This is a genomic window from Pantoea sp. JV6 (assembly GCF_025910055.1).
In the GTDB taxonomy this organism is placed as follows: Bacteria; Pseudomonadota; Gammaproteobacteria; order Enterobacterales; family Enterobacteriaceae; genus Pantoea; species Pantoea agglomerans.
The window spans coordinates 1-18705 of record NZ_JAPCIM010000023.1 but is presented as its reverse complement, the minus strand read 5'-3'; the positions used below and the strand labels follow the sequence as shown (position 1 = coordinate 18705).

The window sequence follows — 18705 nt, the reverse complement described above, 5'->3', positions numbered from 1 at the left end:
GTTTTCCATCTAAACAGGTTACTATCCAGGCGGTGTTGGCCTGCTGTGCTGACACAACCTCACTGCTCGCGGCTTTGCCTGAAGGGGCGTCAGGTCAGACCACCTCACTGGCGCTATGCAGTCGTACTCAAACCATATTTAAGGTAAAGAACAGAATGGCTAAACACCTTTTTACGTCCGAGTCTGTATCAGAAGGACATCCCGATAAAATCGCCGACCAGATCTCCGATGCTGTGCTGGATGCGATCCTTGAACAGGATCCTAAAGCGCGCGTGGCCTGCGAAACCTACGTTAAAACCGGTATGGTGCTGGTTGGCGGTGAAATCACCACCAGCGCCTGGGTTGATATCGAAGAGATCACCCGTAAAACCGTACGTGAAATCGGCTATGTCCATTCCGATATGGGCTTTGACGCCAACTCCTGCGCGGTATTAAGCGCGATTGGTAAACAGTCTCAGGATATCAATCAGGGCGTTGACCGTACCGATCCGCTGGAACAGGGCGCGGGCGACCAGGGCCTGATGTTCGGCTATGCCACTAACGAAACAGACGTGCTGATGCCTGCGCCGGTGACCTATGCGCACCGTCTGGTACAGCGTCAGGCTGAAGTGCGTAAAAACGGCACCCTGCCGTGGCTGCGCCCGGATGCCAAGAGCCAGGTCACTTTCCAGTATGACGATGGCAAAATCGTGGGCATCGATGCAGTTGTGCTCTCTACCCAGCACGCTGAATCCATCAGCCAGAAAGATCTGCAGGAAGCGGTGATGGAAGAGATCATCAAGCCGGTTCTGCCTGCAGAGTGGCTGAGCGCCTCGACCAAATATCATATCAACCCAACCGGTCGCTTTGTGATCGGCGGCCCGATGGGCGATTGCGGTCTGACCGGTCGTAAAATCATCGTAGACACCTACGGCGGCATGGCGCGTCACGGTGGCGGTGCGTTCTCGGGTAAAGATCCATCTAAAGTTGACCGCTCTGCAGCCTATGCGGCACGTTACGTGGCGAAAAACATCGTAGCGGCCGGCCTGGCTGACCGTTGTGAAATCCAGGTCTCCTACGCTATCGGCGTGGCTGAACCCACTTCTATCATGGTGGAAACCTTCGGTACCGAGAAAATCTCTACCGAACAGCTGACGCTGCTGGTGCGCGAGTTCTTCGACCTGCGTCCATATGGTCTGATCCAGATGCTGGATCTGCTGCACCCAATCTATAAAGAGACCGCAGCTTACGGTCACTTTGGTCGTGAACATTTCCCATGGGAAAAAACCGACAAAGCTGCCCTGCTGCGTGAAGCGGCTGGCCTGTAAGGTTACCGGCTGCTGATAAAAACCCTGCCACTGCGGCAGGGTTTTTTATTGCCTTTTCAGCCCCATTGCTAACCGGAGCAATTTTGCTCCCGCTACCCTTCTGAACGAACAGGCCAGCGCATTTTCTGGTGAGCGCGTGACGACAAAAAAACGCATCTGCCCGACATCTTCTTCTCTCTGCAGCAAATTTTCAGTTCTCAGCTACACTTCTTTTCGCTTTTTCTGACGACTAAATGTTAACGATTACAAATTGAAATGCTTTGTTTATCCGATATTTAGGAATTAACGCACGTAGTTATTCTGCTGAAAATGCGTTATTTTCAGCGTCGTCTGATAGCCAGTAAATAGAGCATTGTCAGAAACTTAATGAGTGCTATACCTCACTGGTTAATTAATCTTTCCGGGAAAAATATGCTGAATTTCAGGGTTTCAGCGTGTGTAAGCGATTACACTGATGTGATCAGGCTCACTTTTTTCCCGCAAAAGGTTTTTTAACATTGATAAAAACAATGATGGATAAACCTGGAGGCTAAAATGCCTGGCAATACACACAAAAGCAGAACTTCAAATAAGGCGATGACCTTATTTGTCTGCTTTCTGGCGGCCCTTGCGGGTCTGCTGTTCGGTCTGGATATCGGCGTTATCGCCGGTGCTCTGCCGTTTATCGCAAAGGACTTTAACGTCACCCCTCATCAGCAGGAGTGGATCGTCAGTTCCATGATGTTTGGTGCGGCGGTCGGTGCTATCGGCAGCGGCTGGATGTCATCCCGCCTGGGCCGTAAAAAAAGCCTGATGGCCGGTGCGATTCTGTTCGTTATCGGTTCACTCTGGTCGGCGATGTCGCCAAACCCGGAAATGCTGATCAGCGCCCGCGTTCTGCTGGGCCTGGCAGTCGGTATCGCCTCTTATACCGCCCCGCTTTATCTTTCTGAGATCGCTCCGGAAAAAATTCGCGGCAGTATGATTTCGCTTTATCAGCTGATGATCACCATCGGTATTCTTGGTGCTTACCTGTCCGATACGGCGTTCAGCTTTACCGGCAACTGGCGCTGGATGCTGGGCATCATCACTATTCCGGCACTGTTGCTGCTGGTCGGCGTTTTCTTCCTGCCAAACAGCCCACGCTGGCTGGCGGCGCGAGGCAACTTCCGCGATGCACAACGCGTACTGGATCGTCTGCGTGACACCAGCGAGCAAGCAAAACGTGAGCTGGAAGAGATCCGTGAAAGCCTGAAGATCAAACAGTCTGGCTGGGGTCTGTTCACCAGCAGCAGCCACTTCCGTCGTGCGGTCTATCTCGGCATTCTGCTGCAGGTGATGCAGCAGTTTACCGGCATGAACGTCATCATGTACTATGCGCCAAAAATCTTTGAAATCGCGGGCTTCACCAACACCACCCAGCAGATGTGGGGCACGGTGATTGTGGGTCTGGTTAACGTACTGGCGACCTTTATTGCCATTGGCCTGGTGGATCGCTGGGGTCGTAAACCTACCCTGATTCTGGGCTTTATGGTGATGGCAGCCGGTATGGGCGTTCTGGGTACGATGCTGCACTTCGGCATTCACTCGGCGGGCGCACAGTACTTTGCGGTAGGTATGCTGCTGATGTTCATCATCGGTTTTGCGATGTCAGCCGGTCCGTTGATCTGGGTACTCTGTTCCGAAATTCAGCCGCTGAAAGGCCGCGATTTCGGTATCACTGTCTCCACCACCACCAACTGGATCGCGAACATGATCGTGGGTGCGACCTTCCTGACGATGCTGAATACGCTGGGCAATGCGAACACCTTCTGGGTCTACGCACTGCTTAACCTGTTCTTCATTCTGCTGACGGTGATGCTGATCCCTGAGACCAAAAACGTCTCGCTGGAACACATCGAACGTAACCTGATGGCAGGTAAAAAACTGCGCGACATCGGTTCACGCGACTAACTTTACCCGGTAAAAAACGCGGTAAAAAAAACGGCGGGGTTTCTCTGGAAACCCCGCCGTTTTTATTTGTTCAACGCCCCACTACGCTGTGGTTACCCGCGTTACCGGCAGGGGCCGCCGTATGCAGCAGAGCGCCAGCGCCATAATGAAAATGGTCGCGGTCTGATTATAGGGCAGCACCGAATCGGTCAGTCCGGTGGTAAACAGTGCCACCATCGGCAGCGCCACGCCACGCAGATCACACTTCTTCAGCCAGCCCGCCAGCACCGTCAGATAGAGCAGCGCCAGCGACGCCGTACCCAGCCAGCCCTGCAATGACGTCACTTCGAGGAACTCGTTGTGCATGTTGTATTTAACGTTGGTAAAGCCTTCAACATTGAGAGGATAGTGCGCAGTGATGAACTGACGCGCCTCAGTGGTGCGCGCATCCGGCGTCGCAAAACCGCCATGGTGCTCAATAAAGTTGACCGCCCCGCCCCAGATGGCGACACGTGCGCCCAGCGAGGTCGAACTGTTTGAACCAAAGTTCTCAATATCCTGCACTCCCTCTACCCAGCGGTTGCTGGTCATCAGAATCAGCACCGCCATTACGCCCACCAGCAAAGCGCTAATCCGCCAGTTAGTCAGCAGCGACAGCCGGTAGGTCTGCACCAGGAACAGCAGCCCCACTGCAATCAGCGCAATCAGAGTCACACGGGTGCCGCACAGGTAGAGCAAGGCAAAGGTCACTGCCAGCACAGCGATATCGGCAACCTTCCAGTAAGCGTGCGTCTCATAGCGGCTTAGCCACAGCCAGGCACAGTAGATAAACAGAATCATGTAAGAAGACATGGAGGCGGCTTCGGTGGTGAGCTTGATGCGGATATTCTCAGTGTAGAGATGCTCGTGGATACCAAAGCCCAGCGTAATCAGCAGGCCAAGAAGGATGAGCCCTTTTCCGACGCGTAGCGTAGTCAGGGAGACACGATCCCCATAAACAGCCAGACTGAGCAGCACAAAGGCACCCATCAACAGCCGCTTCGCGCCCAGCAGATAGTTGCCCATATTAGTGATGGCATCGCCTGAGGGCGCGGTTTCGATCCCCTTCACGTGAATCGCCCAGAACAGTCGAATCAGGGCAAAGATAATCAGCACAGCAAACAGGGCGATATAAAAACCGTTCTCTTTAAAGTCCACCCGCCTGCGCACCAGGCCATACAGCACGGACGCGATAGAGAGATAAGAGACCAGATAAAATATTTTTTGCGGCAGGCCGGTAACAAACATATTCAGTGACAGCGCCAGGCAGAGCGCAATAACTGAAAAATTAACCATTAACGTTAATCCATTGCGACTGATTTTATTCGTCATGCTTAACCTCAGTAAGGCGGTTAAACACACTCATCAGGTGCTTCATATAATTTTCCTCATAAAAACCGGTGATGCTCGCTTTAATAGCCTGATGATCGGGGAAGTGGAAATCCCCGCTCATAGCGTTGAGAATCGCGGCCAGCGCCATGCTGTCATGGGTGGGATAGAGCTGACCATTAATACCGTTCTGAATAATTTCCGCCGGGCCGCTGATGCAGTCGGATGAAACACAGTAGACGCCGCGCGACATCGCCTCCAGCAGGATCAGCGGGAAGCCTTCGAAGTTAGAGGTCATGACCAGGCAGGTGACCTGTCTGATATGGCGGATGACATACTCCCAGGCATTCTCCTGCCAGCCATGCCAGGTGATGCGATCCTGAATGCCGAGTTGCGTCACGTAGTGCTGACATTGCGTCAGATCTTCCCCGTCACCCACTATCTCCAGCGTCCAGGGCGCATCCAGCTGCTGCAGGGCATCAAACAGATCTTTAAGCTGTTTCTGCCGCTGATAATGGACGCGACCAATATAGAGAAACTTCAGCGCCTGGGGTCTGCCGATTACCGTGTCATTGCGTTTGATCGGGTTATAGATCACGTCAACGTCAGTGGCGCGTGCGCCCAGTTCCACCAGCTGCTCTTTAATCTGATTACTGATCGCAAAATGGTGATCGGCCCGCAACAGATAATGGGGACGATAACGTTCACGCGGAGGCAGGTGCATCCAGCTCGACAATACGATTTTACGTCCTGAAAGCGTGATTGCCCGGCGCGTCATCAGGCAGGGAATGGTGTTGAGGGTCAGGACATGATCGGGCTGATAACGACGAAAGAAGGCAGCCATTCTCAGCGTATGAATAAGATTTTTTATTTTCTTATTCCGCAGCGTGCAGACGCTCTCAGCCAGAACAGCATTGGCGGTCCAGGCGCGGGAGTGGCTCTCCTCTCCGCTGTTGATAATAAACAGCCCTGCTTCGGTACCGGGTTCCGCATTCAAGGCCTTAATCAACTGACCGGTCACATTTTCCATCCCACCACGACCGGCCATCAGATCCGTCACCAGCACAATCCGTTGTTTCCTGACGTTATCATTATTTTTCATTGGTTTATCCATGCCCTGTGCCGTTCGCTTTTCATCCATCCACTCTGCGGTGAATGTCATTAATAGAATATTCTAAAAAAGCCCATAACAATATTTAAACCAGAAATTTTCCCCCAGCCAGAACCACACTTGTCGCTGGCGACGTTGAGTTCCTGCGCGGCGGCGATTATTCTGAGCGCCATGAAAACGCCTCGTCTCCCCATTGCCCTGCAGCAGGCCGTAATGCGCTCGCTGCGCCAGTCGCTTGAACGTGCGAATCAGGCGCTGAAAACCCGTTATCCGGAACCGAAGCTGCTCTACCAGCAGCGTGGTACGGCGGCGGGCACCGCCTGGCTGGCGTCCTGGGAAATTCGCATCAATCCTGTGCTGCTGCTGGAAAACCAGCAGGCATTTATCGATGAAGTGGTGCCGCATGAGCTGGCGCATCTGCTGGTCTGGAAGCAATTTGGTCGCGTTGCGCCGCACGGCAAAGAGTGGAAGTGGATGATGGAGCAGGTGCTGGGCGTTCCGGCACGGCGTACTCACCAGTTTGAGATCGCATCCGTGCGCAGCAACACCTTACCCTACCGCTGTCAGTGCCAGCAGCATCAGCTGACCGTGCGCCGCCACAATCGTATACTGCGCAAAGAGAGTGAATATCGCTGCGTGCACTGTGGCAGCCTGCTGATCGCGGGTGAATTTGTCGCGTCCTGAGAAGAATCCCCATTCCGCCCTATTCCACATTCTGTTACCCTGCCGCCCTTTTTCGTACTGAGTAGAAATCTGGAATATGTCTCGCATACTAAGTCTGGCGGTTGCGCTGCTGTTTGCGCCCGCCGCTGACGCCCTCAACCTGAATAACTATCATCAAAATAACTTTCAGCAGGCCAAAACCTTTGCGGCGGCGATCAACGCCGATGCACCGGGTTCTTTTTACTGTGGCTGTAAGATTCAGTGGCAGGGAAAAAAGGGGATTCCCGATCTCAACAGCTGTGGCTATCAGGTGCGCAAAAACGCCAATCGCGCCGCACGCATTGAGTGGGAACATGTGATGCCCGCCTGGGAGTTTGGCCATCAGCGTCAGTGCTGGCAGGATGGCGGTCGTAAAAACTGCAGCAAAGATCCCGACTACCGCCGCATCGAAACCGACCTGCACAACCTGCAGCCTGCGGTGGGTGAAGTGAATGGCGACCGTGGCAACTTCGCCTACAGTCAATGGAACGGCAGCGAGCAGCAGTACGGCCAGTGTGAGATGAAGATCGACTTTAAACTCAAACAGGCGGAGCCACCTGCGCGGGCGCGTGGTGCCATTGCCCGCACCTATTTCTATATGCGCGACCAGTATCATCTGCGTATTTCGCGCCAGCAGACGCAGCTGTTTACCGCCTGGAACAAGCTCTATCCCGTAACAGTTTGGGAGTGCGAACGCGACCAGCGCATTGCAAAGGTTCAGGGCAATCACAATCCTTATGTGCAGCAGGCTTGCCAGCGCTAAAATCCCTGCCCTACACTAGCTCTTTTTCCAATGACGCCGCTGCAGCGCGGCGTCCGGTCTCAGGAACCTTATGCGTATACCTCGCATCTATCACGCCGGGCCATTAAGCATCGGCAGTGAAATTACCCTGGATGAAGATGCATCCAATCATGTGGGCCGGGTGCTCCGGATGACGGCAGGTCAGCGTCTGGAACTCTTTGATGGCACTAATCTGACTTTTGCAGCAGAGATCACGCATGTAGATAAAAAGCGTGTAAAAGTATCGGTCACAGAGAGCCAGCCGGACGATCGCGAGTCACCGTTACATCTGCATTTAGGTCAGGTGATGTCGCGCGGTGAAAAAATGGAATTCACTATCCAGAAATCGATCGAACTGGGCGTGAATGTCATTACACCCTTGTTTTCCGAGCGCTGTGGCGTAAAGCTTGATGCTGAGCGTCTGGCGAAGAAGATCCAGCAGTGGCAGAAAATTGCTATTGCCGCCTGCGAGCAGTGCGGCCGTAATCGCGTGCCGGAGATTCGTGAAGCGATGACGCTGGAAGCCTGGTGTGCAGAAGCAGATAGCGGACTGAAGCTTAATCTGCATCCGCGCGCCAGCCACAGCATCAACACGCTGCCCCAGCCTGTTGAGCGGGTAAGGTTGCTGATTGGCCCTGAAGGCGGTTTGTCTGCGGACGAGATTGCGATGACGGCGCAGCACGATTTTACTGACATTCTGCTTGGCCCACGGGTATTGCGTACCGAAACTACCGCGCTGACGGCCATTACGGCACTTCAGGTGAGGTTTGGCGACCTGGGTTAAGCGATACTTTCAGCGGAAAGAGAGCAGGCATGATGTCCTGACCGATCGGCCCACTGCAGACCGAACCAGACGAGGCGGTAAATGCCGCCTCACCGAGGAGATAATAATGATTAAACTTGGCATCGTGATGGACCCTATTTCGTCCATCAATATTAAAAAAGACTCCAGCTTCGCTATGCTGCTGGAAGCACAGCGCCGTGGTTACGAAATTCACTATATGGAGATGCACGATCTCTCCCTGCGCGGTGGCGTGGCCTCGGCCCGCACCCGCCTGCTGACCGTCGAGCAGAACCCTGAGAACTGGTATCAGTTCGGCAGCGAGCAGGTGATCCCGCTGGCTGACCTGAATGTGGTGCTGATGCGCAAAGATCCGCCATTCGATACCGAGTTCATCTATGCGACCTACATTCTGGAGCGCGCTGAAGAGCTGGGTACGCTGATCGTGAACAAACCGCAGAGCCTGCGTGACTGTAACGAAAAGCTCTACACCGCCTGGTTTGCCGAGTTTACGCCTGACACTCTGGTGACCCGCAGCAAAGCGCAACTGCGCGCTTTCTGGCAGGAGCATGGCGACATCATCATGAAGCCGCTGGATGGCATGGGTGGTGCGTCGATTTTCCGCGTGAAGAAAGATGATCCTAACTTTGGCGTGATTACCGAAACCCTGACCGAGCATGAGAGCCGTTTCTGCATGGCGCAGAATTATATTGCGGCGATCACCGAGGGTGACAAACGCGTGCTGGTCGTCGATGGCGAGCCGGTGCCTTACTGCCTGGCGCGTATCCCTCAGGGCGGTGAAACGCGTGGTAACCTCGCCGCCGGTGGTCGCGGTGAAGCGCGTCCGCTGAGCGAAAGCGACTGGGAAATCGCGCGCCGTGTTGGTCCGACGCTGAAAGCAAAAGGGCTGATTTTTGTCGGTCTGGACATCATCGGTGATAAACTGACTGAAGTTAACGTGACCAGCCCAACCTGCATTCGTGAAATTGAGGCTGCGTTCCCGATCTCCATCACCGGCATGTTGATGGATGCCATTGAGAAGCGCCTGGGCTGAGCATGACGCCGGGGCGAAGCTCCGTGATCAACCCAATACCGGTGCGGCCGTCGCGTGCCGGTTATTTTTTTGGTACATCGTGTGAGAATGAATTTACAACATCACTTTTTGATTGCCATGCCTTCATTGCAGGATCCTTTCTTCAAACGTTCCGTGGTCTATCTCTGCGAACATAATGAAGAGGGTGCAATGGGACTGATCATCAATAAACCCATGGAAAACCTGACGGTTGAAGGCATTCTGAAGAAGCTCAAAATCTCTGCTGACGATCGCGATCCGGCGATCAAGCTGGATAAACCGGTGTTTACCGGCGGCCCGCTGGCGGAAGATCGTGGCTTTATCCTGCACTCCGCGCAACGCACCTTTACCTCCAGTATTCGTGTTTCCGATAACACGATCATCACCACGTCCCGTGACGTGCTGGAGTCGATCGGTACGGCGTCTCAGCCCACTAACGTGCTGGTCGCGCTGGGTTACTGCGCCTGGGAAAAAGATCAGCTGGAGAATGAGCTGATGGAAAACGCCTGGCTGACCACGCCCGCTAACAGCAACATCCTGTTCCAGACGCCGATTTCAGAGCGCTGGCGCGAAGCGGCGCGCAGTATTGGCGTCGATATTCACAACATGGCCAGCGACGCCGGACACGCCTGATGTCAACTCAAACTCTGTTAGGATTCGACTTCGGCACCAAAAGTATTGGTGTCGCCGTAGGTCAGCAACTCACTGGCAGCGCCCGTCCGCTGACCGCCCTGAAAGCGCAGGATGGCATCCCGGACTGGCTGGTAATTGAAAAACTGCTGAAAGAGTGGCAGCCCGATTTCGTGGTGGTGGGATTACCGCTGAATATGGATGGCACCGAGCAGCCGCTGACCGATCGCGCACGTAAATTTGCCAACCGCCTGCACGGGCGCTTTGGCATCCGCGTGGAGCTGCAGGATGAACGACTCAGCACGGTAGAAGCGCGTGCTGGCCTGTTTGAACGCGGCGGCTATCGCGCGCTCAATAAAGGATCGGTCGACTCACAGTCTGCTGCCATCATTTTGCAGGACTGGTTCGAAAACCATTACTGACATCCTCACTCAATCAGTCCGGCTGCCTGACGCGCCAGCCTGCTCTGCTCAAACGTCTGCATACCGGCCTGTGCGCCGGTTTGTAACAGCGCAGGGATCTGGTGCATCTTGCCTTCTCTGATCAGATTGGTGATGCCCGGCGTGGCGATCAGTACCTCAAACAGTCCGATGCGCGAACCGGCAACTGACGGCACCAGCCGCTGTGCAATTACCGCTTTCAGGCTGCCCGCCAGCTGAGTACGCACCAGCTGTTTCTCCTCTGCCGGAAAGACATCAACCAGCCGATCCACCGCCTGCGCTGCGCCACGCGTGTGCAGCGTCGCCAGCACCAGATGGCCGGTCTCCGCAGCAGTCAGCGCCTGACGAATAGTCTCGCTGTCACGCAGTTCGCCCAGCAGTATAACGTCGGGATCTTCACGCAGTGCTGCCTTTACTCCCAGCGAGAACGAACCGCAGTGCAGGCCGATTTCACGCTGCTGTATCAGCGACTGCTGGCTGTGATGGATAAATTCAATCGGATCTTCCAGCGTGATGATATGCCGCGCCTGCTGGCGGTTCAGCGCATCGACCAGCGCCGCCAGCGTGGTTGATTTACCGCTGCCGGTCGCACCCGTCACCAGAATCAGCCCATCCTGCTGCTCCAGCAGCGTCGGGACAATGGCGGGCAGTTGCAGGCTTTCCAGCGTCGGGCATGCCGTGGCGATGATGCGCAGTGCCAGTGACAGGCCGTTGCGCTGCATAAAGAGATTCGCGCGCAGACGCTGACCATCGGCCAGGCTCAGGGCGAAATCGAGCTGCCCTGCGCGCTCCAGCTCCTGACGCTGCGGGTCACTTAGCCAGCGGGCCATAAACTGCGCCATCCATGCACCAGAAAGCGGGTACTGCTGCGGCATCGCCTCCAGCCTTCCCTGACGCCGCCAGTAGGGCAAATGTCCGCTGCAAAGGTGCAGATCGGCGGCATTATGCTTTACACTAAGCCCCACCATTTCATCCAGATTCATAATTTCTCCTGACTATGACCTCAATCCAGCAGAACCTACAGCAAGTGCGGCAGCGAATCGCTGCTGCTGCCGCGAGTTGCGGCCGCGCACCAGAAGAAATTACCCTGCTTGCAGTCAGTAAAACCAAACCTGCGAGCGCGGTCGAAGAAGCCTTTGCCGCTGGCCAGATTGCCTTTGGTGAAAATTACGTTCAGGAAGGGGTTGAAAAGGTCCAGGCACTGGCCGCACATCCTGAGCTGGAGTGGCACTTCATCGGCCCGCTGCAGTCCAATAAAAGCCGTCTGGTGGCGGAACATTTCGCCTGGTGTCACACCATTGACCGTCAGCGCATCGCGCAGCGGCTCAACGATCAGCGGCCTGCTTCGCTGCCACCGCTGAATGTGTTAATTCAGGTAAATATCAGTGACGAGAACAGCAAATCTGGCATCATGCTGGAGGCCGTTTCCGGGCTGGCGGAACAGATCGCTGCCCTGCCGCAACTGCGGCTGCGCGGATTAATGGCGATTCCGGCAGCAGAGAGTGATTACGCGCGGCAGCTGGCGGTGTGTCAGCAGATGGCGGAAGCCTTCCGGCAGCTGCAACAACACTATCCGCATGCAGACACGCTTTCGCTGGGAATGAGCGATGACATGGAGGCGGCAATCGCCGCAGGCAGTACGATGGTGCGTATCGGCACCGCCATTTTTGGCGCACGAGATTATGCGCACAACTCACAACAATAACAGAGGAACTTCATGTTAACACTGACGTTTTTAGTAAAAACGCTGATCGATCTCTACGTCATGGTGCTGCTGTTACGCATCTGGATGCAGTGGTCCCGCTGCGATTTTTACAATCCAGTGGCGCAGTTTGTCGTAAAAGTGACACAGCCGATTGTTAAGCCGCTGCGCCGTATACTGCCGGCACTGGGACCGATTGATACCGCCTCGCTGCTGCTGGCATTTGTGCTGACTACGCTGAAATACCCGATTTTATTGCTGATTCAGGTGGGCGTCTTCTCGGTCGACCCAACCAATCTGCTGGTCGGCCTGCTGTCGCTGGTTAAATCCGCCGGCTATCTGGTCTTCTGGGTGATTATTATTCGCTCCCTGATGAGCTGGATCAGCCAGGGCCGGGGGCCTGTCGACTATCTGCTGGTGCAGTTAACCGAGCCGATGATGGCACCTGTTCGCCGTATTCTGCCTGCGATGGGCGGCATCGATTTCTCAGCGATGATCGTCATCCTGGTGCTGTATGCCCTGAACTTTCTCGGCATGGACCTGTTCCCGGGTCTCTGGTATCTGCTGTAAATGAATCAAACTGGAACTGTTATGCAAAAAGTTGTCCTCGCAACCGGCAATCCCGGCAAAGTGCGTGAACTGGCGGAGTTACTCTCCGCCTTTGGTCTGGATATCGTCGCACAGACCGACCTTGGGGTTGAATCGGCGGAAGAGACCGGCCTGACCTTTATTGAGAACGCGATTCTCAAGGCGCGTCACGCGGCACAGATCACCGGATTACCGGCCATTGCCGATGATTCCGGCCTGGCCGTAGATGCGCTGGGCGGCGCGCCCGGCATCTACTCGGCGCGCTACGCCGGTGAAGAGGCCAGCGATCAACAGAACCTGGAGAAGCTGCTGCAGGCGCTGGAAAACGTACCAGACGGTCAGCGCCAGGCACAATTTCACTGCGTGCTGGTCTATCTGCGTCATGCGGAAGATCCGACCCCGCTGGTGTTCCACGGCAGCTGGCAGGGTGAGATCACCCGCGCCGCCGCTGGTGCCGGTGGTTTTGGTTACGACCCGATTTTCTTTGTCCCGGCGCTGGGTAAAACCGCGGCCGAACTGAGTAAAGCGGAAAAAGGTGCAGTTTCTCACCGGGGTAAAGCATTGACGCTGTTGCTGGAAGCGATGTGTAATGCCTAATCTGCCGCCGTTAAGTCTCTATATCCACATTCCGTGGTGCGTACAGAAATGTCCCTACTGTGATTTTAATTCCCACGCGCTGAAAGATGAGGTGCCGCACGTTGAATACGTGCAGCACCTGTTGCGCGATCTGGAGATCGATTTACCGCTGATCAATGGCCGGGAAGTGCGCACGATCTTCATCGGTGGCGGCACGCCCAGCCTGCTGAGCAGCAGCGCGATGCAGATGCTGATGGATGGTGTGCGGGAGCGTCTGACGCTCTCGCCCGATGCGGAAGTGACCATGGAAGCCAATCCGGGCACCGTGGAAGCGGACCGGTTCAGCGCCTATCAGCGCGCCGGTATCAACCGTATTTCGATTGGCGTACAGAGTTTCAGTCCGCAAAAGCTGCAGCGTCTTGGCCGCATTCACGGCCCGGAAGAGGCGGTCCGCGCCGCTGAACTGGCAGAGTCGCTCTCGCTGCGCAGTTTTAACCTTGACCTGATGCATGGCCTGCCCGATCAGTCGCTGGAAGAGGCGCTCGATGATTTACGTCAGGCGATTGCGCTTAATCCACCGCATCTCTCCTGGTATCAGCTCACGATTGAACCCAACACCCTGTTTGGCTCACGCCCGCCGGTGCTGCCGGATGATGATGCGCTATGGGATATTTTCGAACAGGGCGATCAGCTGTTGCAGGCTGCCGGTTATCAGCAGTATGAGACCTCTGCCTACGCGAAGCCGGGTTATCGCTGTGAGCACAACCTCAACTACTGGCGCTTTGGCGACTATCTGGGGATTGGGTGTGGCGCACACGGCAAGCTGACGCAACCGGATGGCCGCATAGTCCGCACGGTGAAAACCCGTCATCCGCGTGGATTTATGCAGGGGAACTACCGCGAAAAACAGTATGACGTTGCCGATAGCGACAAGCCGTTTGAATATTTCATGAACCGCTTTCGCCTGCTGGAAGCCGCGCCGCGCGACGAGTTCAGCCGCTATACCGGTTTGTCAGAGCAGGTGATCCGTCCGCAGATGGATGCTGCGATTGCCGCGGGTTACGTGACTGAAACCGCGGAGCAGTGGCAGATTACGGAGAAAGGGAAGCTGTTCCTGAATTCGCTGCTGGAGCTGTTCTTAGCGGAAGAGTAACAAAAGCGCCTCAGCCCGACAGGCTGAGGCGTTGACCTATTTTTTCAGTGCGCCGGTAAGCTGTTTACGCTGATCTTCCAGCGAAATAACGCGATTACACACCTCGTGACCGAAGTTCTGGAAATCCTGCTCCTGCTTGCTCCACTCAGCCTGAATCGACTGCTGCAACCCGCCCAGATTACCCATAATCGCCTGCAGCGGATTACTGCCGCCGCTGCCCTGCTTACTGCCCATCTCGTTCAGGCTATCCTGCATCACGCCGCCCAGCGTCGACTGCACCAGCCTTTCACCTTCGGCGCGAACCTGATCAATCGCCTGATGGTGGAACGTCAGCCCATCTTCACGGTGTTCAATGATGCGGTTCATCTGCTGTTTCAGCTGACCATTCAGCGTGGTCAGGCGATTACGCACGTTGCTGTCGGTGCCCAGTTTTTCAACGATGACCTGATCCAGTGCCGCACGCCCTTTCTCCAGACGTGATGTCGCCCCGCTGTCGATCCACGGCAGATCGCGACGCAGCGCGTTCTGATAGTCGATCGCTTTCTGGCGTCCGGCCGTATCGAGCGTGACCTTCTGTCCATTGAACTGCACGTCGCCCTGCGGCGAGATTTCCATATTGCCGTTGGCACCGACCACCTGCACGCTCTGCGGCTTAATCACCACATCGTCCTGCGGCTTAACGCTGCATTCATAGGCTGCCTGAGCCTGGGTTGCTGCCACCAGCAGCACAGCAAGAAGCGCTTTACGCATCATATCTACTCCCTAAGATCGGGTCTGAAACCCTCTGATCGGGCCTCAGCCCGACACTGTGTGACGACTTAGTCCCACCAGACGTCAAAGAGTTCAGTCATCTGAACGTCCTGCAGCTTGCGATCTTCCAGCCATTTGCGGACCAGAGCACGATGCTCATCGGTGCATTTGCCGGTTTTCTGCAGGCAAACCAGACCTTCCCACACCAGGTAACCGCTGCCATCGAAGGCCAGGCCGTTAGGGTCGATCGCTTCATTGATGAACTGGTTCAGCGTCTCATCAATTTCGCTTTCGCTGGTGCCTTCCGGGAAGCGCCAGGCAACCGAGAAGCCCAGTTCCTGAAACTCATCAATGTGCAGTTTTTTACGTAAACGGCGGCTGCGTTGTGTGGCCATTATTTCACCCTCTCAAACATTAAATCCCATACGCCGTGGCCTAAACGCTGCCCGCGCTGCTCAAACTTGGTCAGTGGACGCGTCTCAGGACGCGGCACATAATTCTGTTGTTCTGACTGGTTGCGGTAACCATCGATGCTGTTCATCACTTCCAGCATATGCTCCGCGTAGGCTTCCCAGTCGGTCGCCATGTGGAAAACGCCGCCCAGCTTCAGTTTACGCATCACCAGCTCGGCAAAAGGCACCTGGACGATACGGCGTTTATTGTGACGCGCTTTATGCCACGGATCGGGGAAGAAAAGCTGAACCATGCGCAGCGAGTTATCCGGAATCATCTTCTCAAGCACTTCCACCGCGTCATGGCACATCACCCGAAGGTTCTGCACATCGGCTTCTTTGGCGGCGGCCAGACAGGCACCCACGCCCGGCGCATGCACTTCAATACCCAGGAAGTTCTGATGCGGCGTGTTCTGCGCCATCGTTACCAGCGAAGCGCCCATGCCAAAGCCAATTTCCAGCGTCACCGGGGCTTCGCGGCCAAACAGCGCGGGCAGATCGACAGGCTCCGGCTGATATTCCACCCCCATGACCGGCCACAGGGTGTCCAGCGCCTGCTGCTGGCCTTTGGTTAAGCGGCCCTGGCGGCGCACAAAGCTGCGGATCCGGCGTAATGGCCGCCCGTTCTCATCAAATTCTGGGGTGATGACGTCATTAATCATGTAAAAGCCTGCTGGTTAGCCTGTTCCGGGAAACGGGCATTATGCAAAGTTCATAAGCAGAAGCAAGCCTTTGCAATCTTCCGGTTTACACCCAGGTGCGCATGTGCTGGAATTCCTGCCTGAGTGTAGAGTAAACACGGAAAATTTCCTTCTTATGATGCAAGCGCCGCAGTTCGCGCAACAGGTGCTGGACTGGTATCAGCGCTTTGGTCGCAAAACCCTGCCGTGGCAGCTGGAGAAAACGCCTTACAAGGTGTGGCTCTCCGAAGTGATGCTACAGCAAACCCAGGTTGCCACGGTTATTCCCTATTTTGAACGCTTTATGGCGCGCTTCCCCACGGTTACCGATCTGGCTGCGGCTCCGCTGGATGAGGTGTTACATCTCTGGACCGGCCTCGGCTACTACGCCCGTGCGCGTAATCTGCATAAAGCCGCAAAGCAGATTGTCGAGGTTCATCAGGGCGAGTTCCCGCGTAATTTCGATGATGTCTCTGCCCTGCCCGGCGTAGGCCGCTCCACGGCGGGCGCGATCCTGTCGCTGTCACTGGGGCAGCATTTCCCGATTCTGGATGGCAACGTCAAGCGCGTGCTGGCCCGTTGCTATGCTGTCAGCGGCTGGCCGGGTAAGAAAGAGGTCGAAAAGCGGCTCTGGCAGATCAGCGAAGAGGTCACACCCGCCGAGGGCGTCAGCCAGTTTAATCAGGCGATGATGGATCTGGGTGCTATCGTCTGTACCCGATCGAAGCCGAAGTGCGAAATCTGCCCGCTGAACAGCGGTTGTGAGGCGTATGCCAGCAGCAGCTGGGCGAGCTATCCCGGTAAGAAGCCTAAGCAGGTGCTGCCAGAGCGCAGCGGCTGGTTCCTGATGATGCAGGATGGTGATGATGTCTGGCTGGAGCAGCGCCCGCCTGTGGGCTTGTGGGGCGGCCTGTTCTGCTTCCCGCAGTTCAAAACGGAAGCGGCGATGACAGACTGGCTGGCGGCCCGCGGCATCCATGCAAAACCGCAGCAGCTTACTGCGTTCCGTCACACCTTCAGCCATTTCCATCTCGATATCGTGCCAATGTGGCTGACGTGGCCTTCTGTCGGGGCGGCGATGGATGAAGCAGGCGGTCTCTGGTATAACTTAGCGCTGCCACCATCTGTGGGATTAGCCGCACCCGTTGAGCGCCTGTTACACGAGCTGCGCCATCCCCGACAACTGGCTTTGAACAGTTGTGAGATTAATGAGGAAGAATAATGAGCCGCACTATTTTTTGTACTTTTTTACAGCGCGACGCGGAAGGACAGGATTTTCAGCTCTACCCGGGCGATCTGGGTAAGCGCATTTACAACGACATTTCTAAAGAAGCCTGGCAGAAGTGGATGGCGAAACAGACCATGTTGATCAACGAGAAGAAGCTCAACATGATGAATCCCGAAGATCGTAAAGTGCTGGAGAAGGAGATGATCAATTTCCTGTTCGAAGGTAAAGACGTTCATATCGAAGGCTATACACCGCCAGAAGCGTAAACATTCCGGGCCTCATCGCTGAGGCCGGTTATCCAGGTCAGGCTTGCATTCCCAATGAATAAAAAATTAATCGCCCTGCTGGTGATAGCACCACTTTTGGTTTCCTGTTCCGGGTCAAAGAAACAGCAGTCCCACGAGGAGTGGGTAAAAGATACCAACGCCTTTGATATTCTGATGGGGCAGTTTGCTCATAATATTGAGAATATCTGGGGTATCAATGAGGTCCTGATCGCCGGACCCAAAGATTACGTCAAATATAGCGACAACTATTACACCCGCAGCCACATTAACTTTGAAAGCGGTAAGCTGACCATCGAGACGATTTCTGGCACCGATCCTATGGCCAGCCTGCGTCAGGCAATCGTGACCACCCTGTTGATTGGCGAAGATCCGGGTAATGTCGATCTCTACTCTGACGCCAACGATATTGAAATCAGTAAAGAGCCGCTGCTGTATGGGCAGGTGCTGGATAATACCGGTCAGCCGATTCGCTGGCAGGGTCGCGCGGAAGCCTTTGCTGACTATCTGATTCAGAATAAATTGCAGCGCCGCACCTCGGGTCTGCATGTGATTTACACCATTTCGATTCCGATGGTGCCGAACCACCTGGATAAGCGTGCGCACAAATACCTGCCGATGGTGCGTAAAGCCGCCGATCAGTATGGTGTTGATGCCTCGTTGATTCTGGCGATTATGCAGACCGAGTCGAGCTTTAACCCCTACGCCGTGAGCCATTCTGATGCGCTGGGTCTGATGCAGGTGGTGCAGCATACTGCCGGTGTTGACGTGTTCCGCATGAAGGGTAAATGGGGCAAGCCGAGCCGCAGCTATCTGCTTGATCCGGAGAACAATATTGATGCGGGTACCGCTTATCTGTCGCTGTTGCAGCGTAGCTATCTGGGCGGTATTCAGGATCCGGTGTCACGTCGTTATGCGGTGATCACCGCCTATAACGGCGGCGCAGGCAGCGTGCTGCGCGTCTTCTCCAGCGATAAAGATCGGGCGTTTTCGATGATTAACGGCATGTCACCGAGCAAAGTTTATTCGACCCTGGCGAACCAGCATCCGTCGGCGGAATCGCGTCGTTATCTTTATAAGGTGAGTACCGCGCAGAAGAGTTATCGGGGATTCTGATTGGCTCAGCGCTAAAGCCGGGGGGAGTGTTCGCTGCGCGAACGGGCTTGGGTGCAGCGCCTGAAGCTGGGAT

At 55.3% G+C, this 18705-nt stretch carries 21 protein-coding genes; 15 read left to right on the top strand and 6 right to left on the bottom strand.

The window, feature by feature from the left end; all coding sequences use genetic code 11:
* Positions 1-155: 155 nt before the first annotated feature.
* Together metK and OK412_RS21175 are read left to right on the top strand one after the other, a co-directional pair.
* Positions 156-1307 (top strand): methionine adenosyltransferase, encoded by a 1152-nt coding sequence (gene metK / locus OK412_RS21180; protein ID WP_010248851.1) that lies wholly within the window; start codon positions 156-158, stop codon positions 1305-1307.
* Between the two features lie 534 nt (positions 1308-1841).
* Positions 1842-3239 carry a sugar porter family MFS transporter gene (locus OK412_RS21175; protein ID WP_033772546.1) on the top strand — a complete coding sequence of 466 codons (1398 nt, stop codon included), beginning with the start codon at positions 1842-1844 and terminating at the stop codon, positions 3237-3239.
* A gap of 81 nt (positions 3240-3320) precedes the next feature.
* Here the strand turns inward: OK412_RS21175 and OK412_RS21170 are convergent, their stop codons facing one another.
* The gene (locus OK412_RS21170) at positions 3321-4553 is read right to left on the bottom strand and encodes an O-antigen ligase family protein (protein ID WP_081115555.1); all 1233 of its coding nucleotides are present in this window, start codon (positions 4551-4553) and stop codon (positions 3321-3323) included.
* A 25-nt stretch (positions 4554-4578) separates the two neighbouring features.
* Complete coding sequence (locus OK412_RS21165; RefSeq protein ID WP_061902044.1) at positions 4579-5727, bottom strand: glycosyltransferase; 1149 nt, start codon at positions 5725-5727, stop codon at positions 4579-4581.
* A gap of 141 nt (positions 5728-5868) precedes the next feature.
* On the opposite strand from OK412_RS21165, the gene OK412_RS21160 reads away from it, so the two are divergent.
* From OK412_RS21160 to ruvX, 6 genes are all read left to right on the top strand, one after another.
* Complete coding sequence (locus OK412_RS21160; RefSeq protein ID WP_264353520.1) at positions 5869-6381, top strand: SprT family zinc-dependent metalloprotease; 513 nt, start codon at positions 5869-5871, stop codon at positions 6379-6381.
* A gap of 76 nt (positions 6382-6457) precedes the next feature.
* On the top strand, positions 6458-7162 hold the full coding sequence (gene endA, locus OK412_RS21155) for a deoxyribonuclease I (protein WP_264353519.1): 705 nt from the start codon (positions 6458-6460) through the stop codon (positions 7160-7162).
* A gap of 70 nt (positions 7163-7232) precedes the next feature.
* Positions 7233-7964, top strand: coding sequence for a 16S rRNA (uracil(1498)-N(3))-methyltransferase (gene rsmE / locus OK412_RS21150; RefSeq protein WP_010248866.1), 732 nt, complete (start codon positions 7233-7235; stop codon positions 7962-7964).
* 106 nt (positions 7965-8070) lie between these two features.
* Entirely contained in the window at positions 8071-9015 is a 945-nt protein-coding gene (gene gshB / locus OK412_RS21145; protein WP_010248868.1) for a glutathione synthase, read from the top strand.
* An 87-nt stretch (positions 9016-9102) separates the two neighbouring features.
* Entirely contained in the window at positions 9103-9666 is a 564-nt protein-coding gene (locus tag OK412_RS21140) for a YqgE/AlgH family protein (RefSeq protein WP_010248870.1), read from the top strand.
* Positions 9666-10085: a Holliday junction resolvase RuvX gene (ruvX, locus tag OK412_RS21135; RefSeq protein WP_003853387.1), complete on the top strand. Its 420-nt coding sequence runs from the start codon at positions 9666-9668 to the stop codon at positions 10083-10085. The genes OK412_RS21140 and ruvX overlap by 1 nt, the downstream gene beginning before the upstream one ends.
* Before the next feature lie 5 nt (positions 10086-10090).
* Here the strand turns inward: ruvX and OK412_RS21130 are convergent, their stop codons facing one another.
* A complete protein-coding gene (locus OK412_RS21130) occupies positions 10091-11086 on the bottom strand; it encodes a type IV pilus twitching motility protein PilT (RefSeq protein WP_124890315.1) in 996 nt (331 codons plus the stop codon).
* 14 nt (positions 11087-11100) lie between these two features.
* Here OK412_RS21130 and OK412_RS21125 point away from each other — a divergent pair, with 14 nt between their 5' ends.
* Genes OK412_RS21125 through hemW form a run of 4 tightly spaced genes read left to right on the top strand, consistent with a single transcriptional unit; the run spans position 11101 to position 14122 of the window.
* Positions 11101-11808, top strand: a complete 708-nt coding sequence (locus tag OK412_RS21125; RefSeq protein WP_010671071.1) for a YggS family pyridoxal phosphate-dependent enzyme — start codon at positions 11101-11103, stop codon at positions 11806-11808.
* Between the two features lie 12 nt (positions 11809-11820).
* Complete coding sequence (locus OK412_RS21120) at positions 11821-12375, top strand: YggT family protein (protein ID WP_010248879.1); 555 nt, start codon at positions 11821-11823, stop codon at positions 12373-12375.
* A 21-nt stretch (positions 12376-12396) separates the two neighbouring features.
* Positions 12397-12990 carry an XTP/dITP diphosphatase gene (locus OK412_RS21115; RefSeq protein ID WP_033769898.1) on the top strand — a complete coding sequence of 198 codons (594 nt, stop codon included), beginning with the start codon at positions 12397-12399 and terminating at the stop codon, positions 12988-12990.
* Complete coding sequence (hemW, locus tag OK412_RS21110) at positions 12983-14122, top strand: radical SAM family heme chaperone HemW (protein WP_010248883.1); 1140 nt, start codon at positions 12983-12985, stop codon at positions 14120-14122. Before OK412_RS21115 ends, hemW begins: the two co-directional genes overlap by 8 nt.
* Before the next feature lie 36 nt (positions 14123-14158).
* Here the strand turns inward: hemW and OK412_RS21105 are convergent, their stop codons facing one another.
* From OK412_RS21105 to trmB, 3 genes are all read right to left on the bottom strand, one after another.
* A complete protein-coding gene (locus OK412_RS21105) occupies positions 14159-14875 on the bottom strand; it encodes a DUF2884 domain-containing protein (protein ID WP_010248885.1) in 717 nt (238 codons plus the stop codon).
* Between the two features lie 65 nt (positions 14876-14940).
* Positions 14941-15267, bottom strand: a complete 327-nt coding sequence (locus OK412_RS21100) for a YggL family protein (RefSeq protein WP_003853403.1) — start codon at positions 15265-15267, stop codon at positions 14941-14943.
* A complete protein-coding gene (gene trmB, locus OK412_RS21095) occupies positions 15267-15986 on the bottom strand; it encodes a tRNA (guanosine(46)-N7)-methyltransferase TrmB (protein ID WP_010248887.1) in 720 nt (239 codons plus the stop codon). The genes OK412_RS21100 and trmB overlap by 1 nt, the downstream gene beginning before the upstream one ends.
* 154 nt (positions 15987-16140) lie before the next feature.
* Between trmB and mutY the strand changes: the two genes are divergently transcribed.
* The 3 genes from mutY to mltC are packed head-to-tail and all read left to right on the top strand — an operon-like array spanning position 16141 to position 18632.
* Positions 16141-17226: an A/G-specific adenine glycosylase gene (gene mutY / locus OK412_RS21090; RefSeq protein ID WP_264353518.1), complete on the top strand. Its 1086-nt coding sequence runs from the start codon at positions 16141-16143 to the stop codon at positions 17224-17226.
* Entirely contained in the window at positions 17226-17498 is a 273-nt protein-coding gene (locus OK412_RS21085) for an oxidative damage protection protein (RefSeq protein ID WP_003853409.1), read from the top strand. The genes mutY and OK412_RS21085 overlap by 1 nt, the downstream gene beginning before the upstream one ends.
* 54 nt (positions 17499-17552) lie before the next feature.
* A complete protein-coding gene (gene mltC, locus OK412_RS21080; RefSeq protein WP_010248892.1) occupies positions 17553-18632 on the top strand; it encodes a membrane-bound lytic murein transglycosylase MltC in 1080 nt (359 codons plus the stop codon).
* Positions 18633-18705 lie beyond the last annotated feature (73 nt).

Bases quoted from the DNA above. Each gene is read 5' to 3' on its own strand.
- metK (WP_010248851.1), top strand. From the start codon at position 156: ATGGCTAAACACCTTTTTACGTCCGAGTCTGTATCAGAAGGACATCCC.
- OK412_RS21175 (WP_033772546.1), top strand. From the start codon at position 1,842: ATGCCTGGCAATACACACAAAAGCAGAACTTCAAATAAGGCGATGACC.
- OK412_RS21170 (WP_081115555.1), bottom strand. From the start codon at position 4,553: ATGGTTAATTTTTCAGTTATTGCGCTCTGCCTGGCGCTGTCACTGAAT.
- OK412_RS21165 (WP_061902044.1), bottom strand. From the start codon at position 5,727: ATGGATGAAAAGCGAACGGCACAGGGCATGGATAAACCAATGAAAAAT.
- OK412_RS21160 (WP_264353520.1), top strand. From the start codon at position 5,869: ATGAAAACGCCTCGTCTCCCCATTGCCCTGCAGCAGGCCGTAATGCGC.
- endA (WP_264353519.1), top strand. From the start codon at position 6,458: ATGTCTCGCATACTAAGTCTGGCGGTTGCGCTGCTGTTTGCGCCCGCC.
- rsmE (WP_010248866.1), top strand. From the start codon at position 7,233: ATGCGTATACCTCGCATCTATCACGCCGGGCCATTAAGCATCGGCAGT.
- gshB (WP_010248868.1), top strand. From the start codon at position 8,071: ATGATTAAACTTGGCATCGTGATGGACCCTATTTCGTCCATCAATATT.
- OK412_RS21140 (WP_010248870.1), top strand. From the start codon at position 9,103: ATGAATTTACAACATCACTTTTTGATTGCCATGCCTTCATTGCAGGAT.
- ruvX (WP_003853387.1), top strand. From the start codon at position 9,666: ATGTCAACTCAAACTCTGTTAGGATTCGACTTCGGCACCAAAAGTATT.
- OK412_RS21130 (WP_124890315.1), bottom strand. From the start codon at position 11,086: ATGAATCTGGATGAAATGGTGGGGCTTAGTGTAAAGCATAATGCCGCC.
- OK412_RS21125 (WP_010671071.1), top strand. From the start codon at position 11,101: ATGACCTCAATCCAGCAGAACCTACAGCAAGTGCGGCAGCGAATCGCT.
- OK412_RS21120 (WP_010248879.1), top strand. From the start codon at position 11,821: ATGTTAACACTGACGTTTTTAGTAAAAACGCTGATCGATCTCTACGTC.
- OK412_RS21115 (WP_033769898.1), top strand. From the start codon at position 12,397: ATGCAAAAAGTTGTCCTCGCAACCGGCAATCCCGGCAAAGTGCGTGAA.
- hemW (WP_010248883.1), top strand. From the start codon at position 12,983: ATGCCTAATCTGCCGCCGTTAAGTCTCTATATCCACATTCCGTGGTGC.
- OK412_RS21105 (WP_010248885.1), bottom strand. From the start codon at position 14,875: ATGATGCGTAAAGCGCTTCTTGCTGTGCTGCTGGTGGCAGCAACCCAG.
- OK412_RS21100 (WP_003853403.1), bottom strand. From the start codon at position 15,267: ATGGCCACACAACGCAGCCGCCGTTTACGTAAAAAACTGCACATTGAT.
- trmB (WP_010248887.1), bottom strand. From the start codon at position 15,986: ATGATTAATGACGTCATCACCCCAGAATTTGATGAGAACGGGCGGCCA.
- mutY (WP_264353518.1), top strand. From the start codon at position 16,141: ATGATGCAAGCGCCGCAGTTCGCGCAACAGGTGCTGGACTGGTATCAG.
- OK412_RS21085 (WP_003853409.1), top strand. From the start codon at position 17,226: ATGAGCCGCACTATTTTTTGTACTTTTTTACAGCGCGACGCGGAAGGA.
- mltC (WP_010248892.1), top strand. From the start codon at position 17,553: ATGAATAAAAAATTAATCGCCCTGCTGGTGATAGCACCACTTTTGGTT.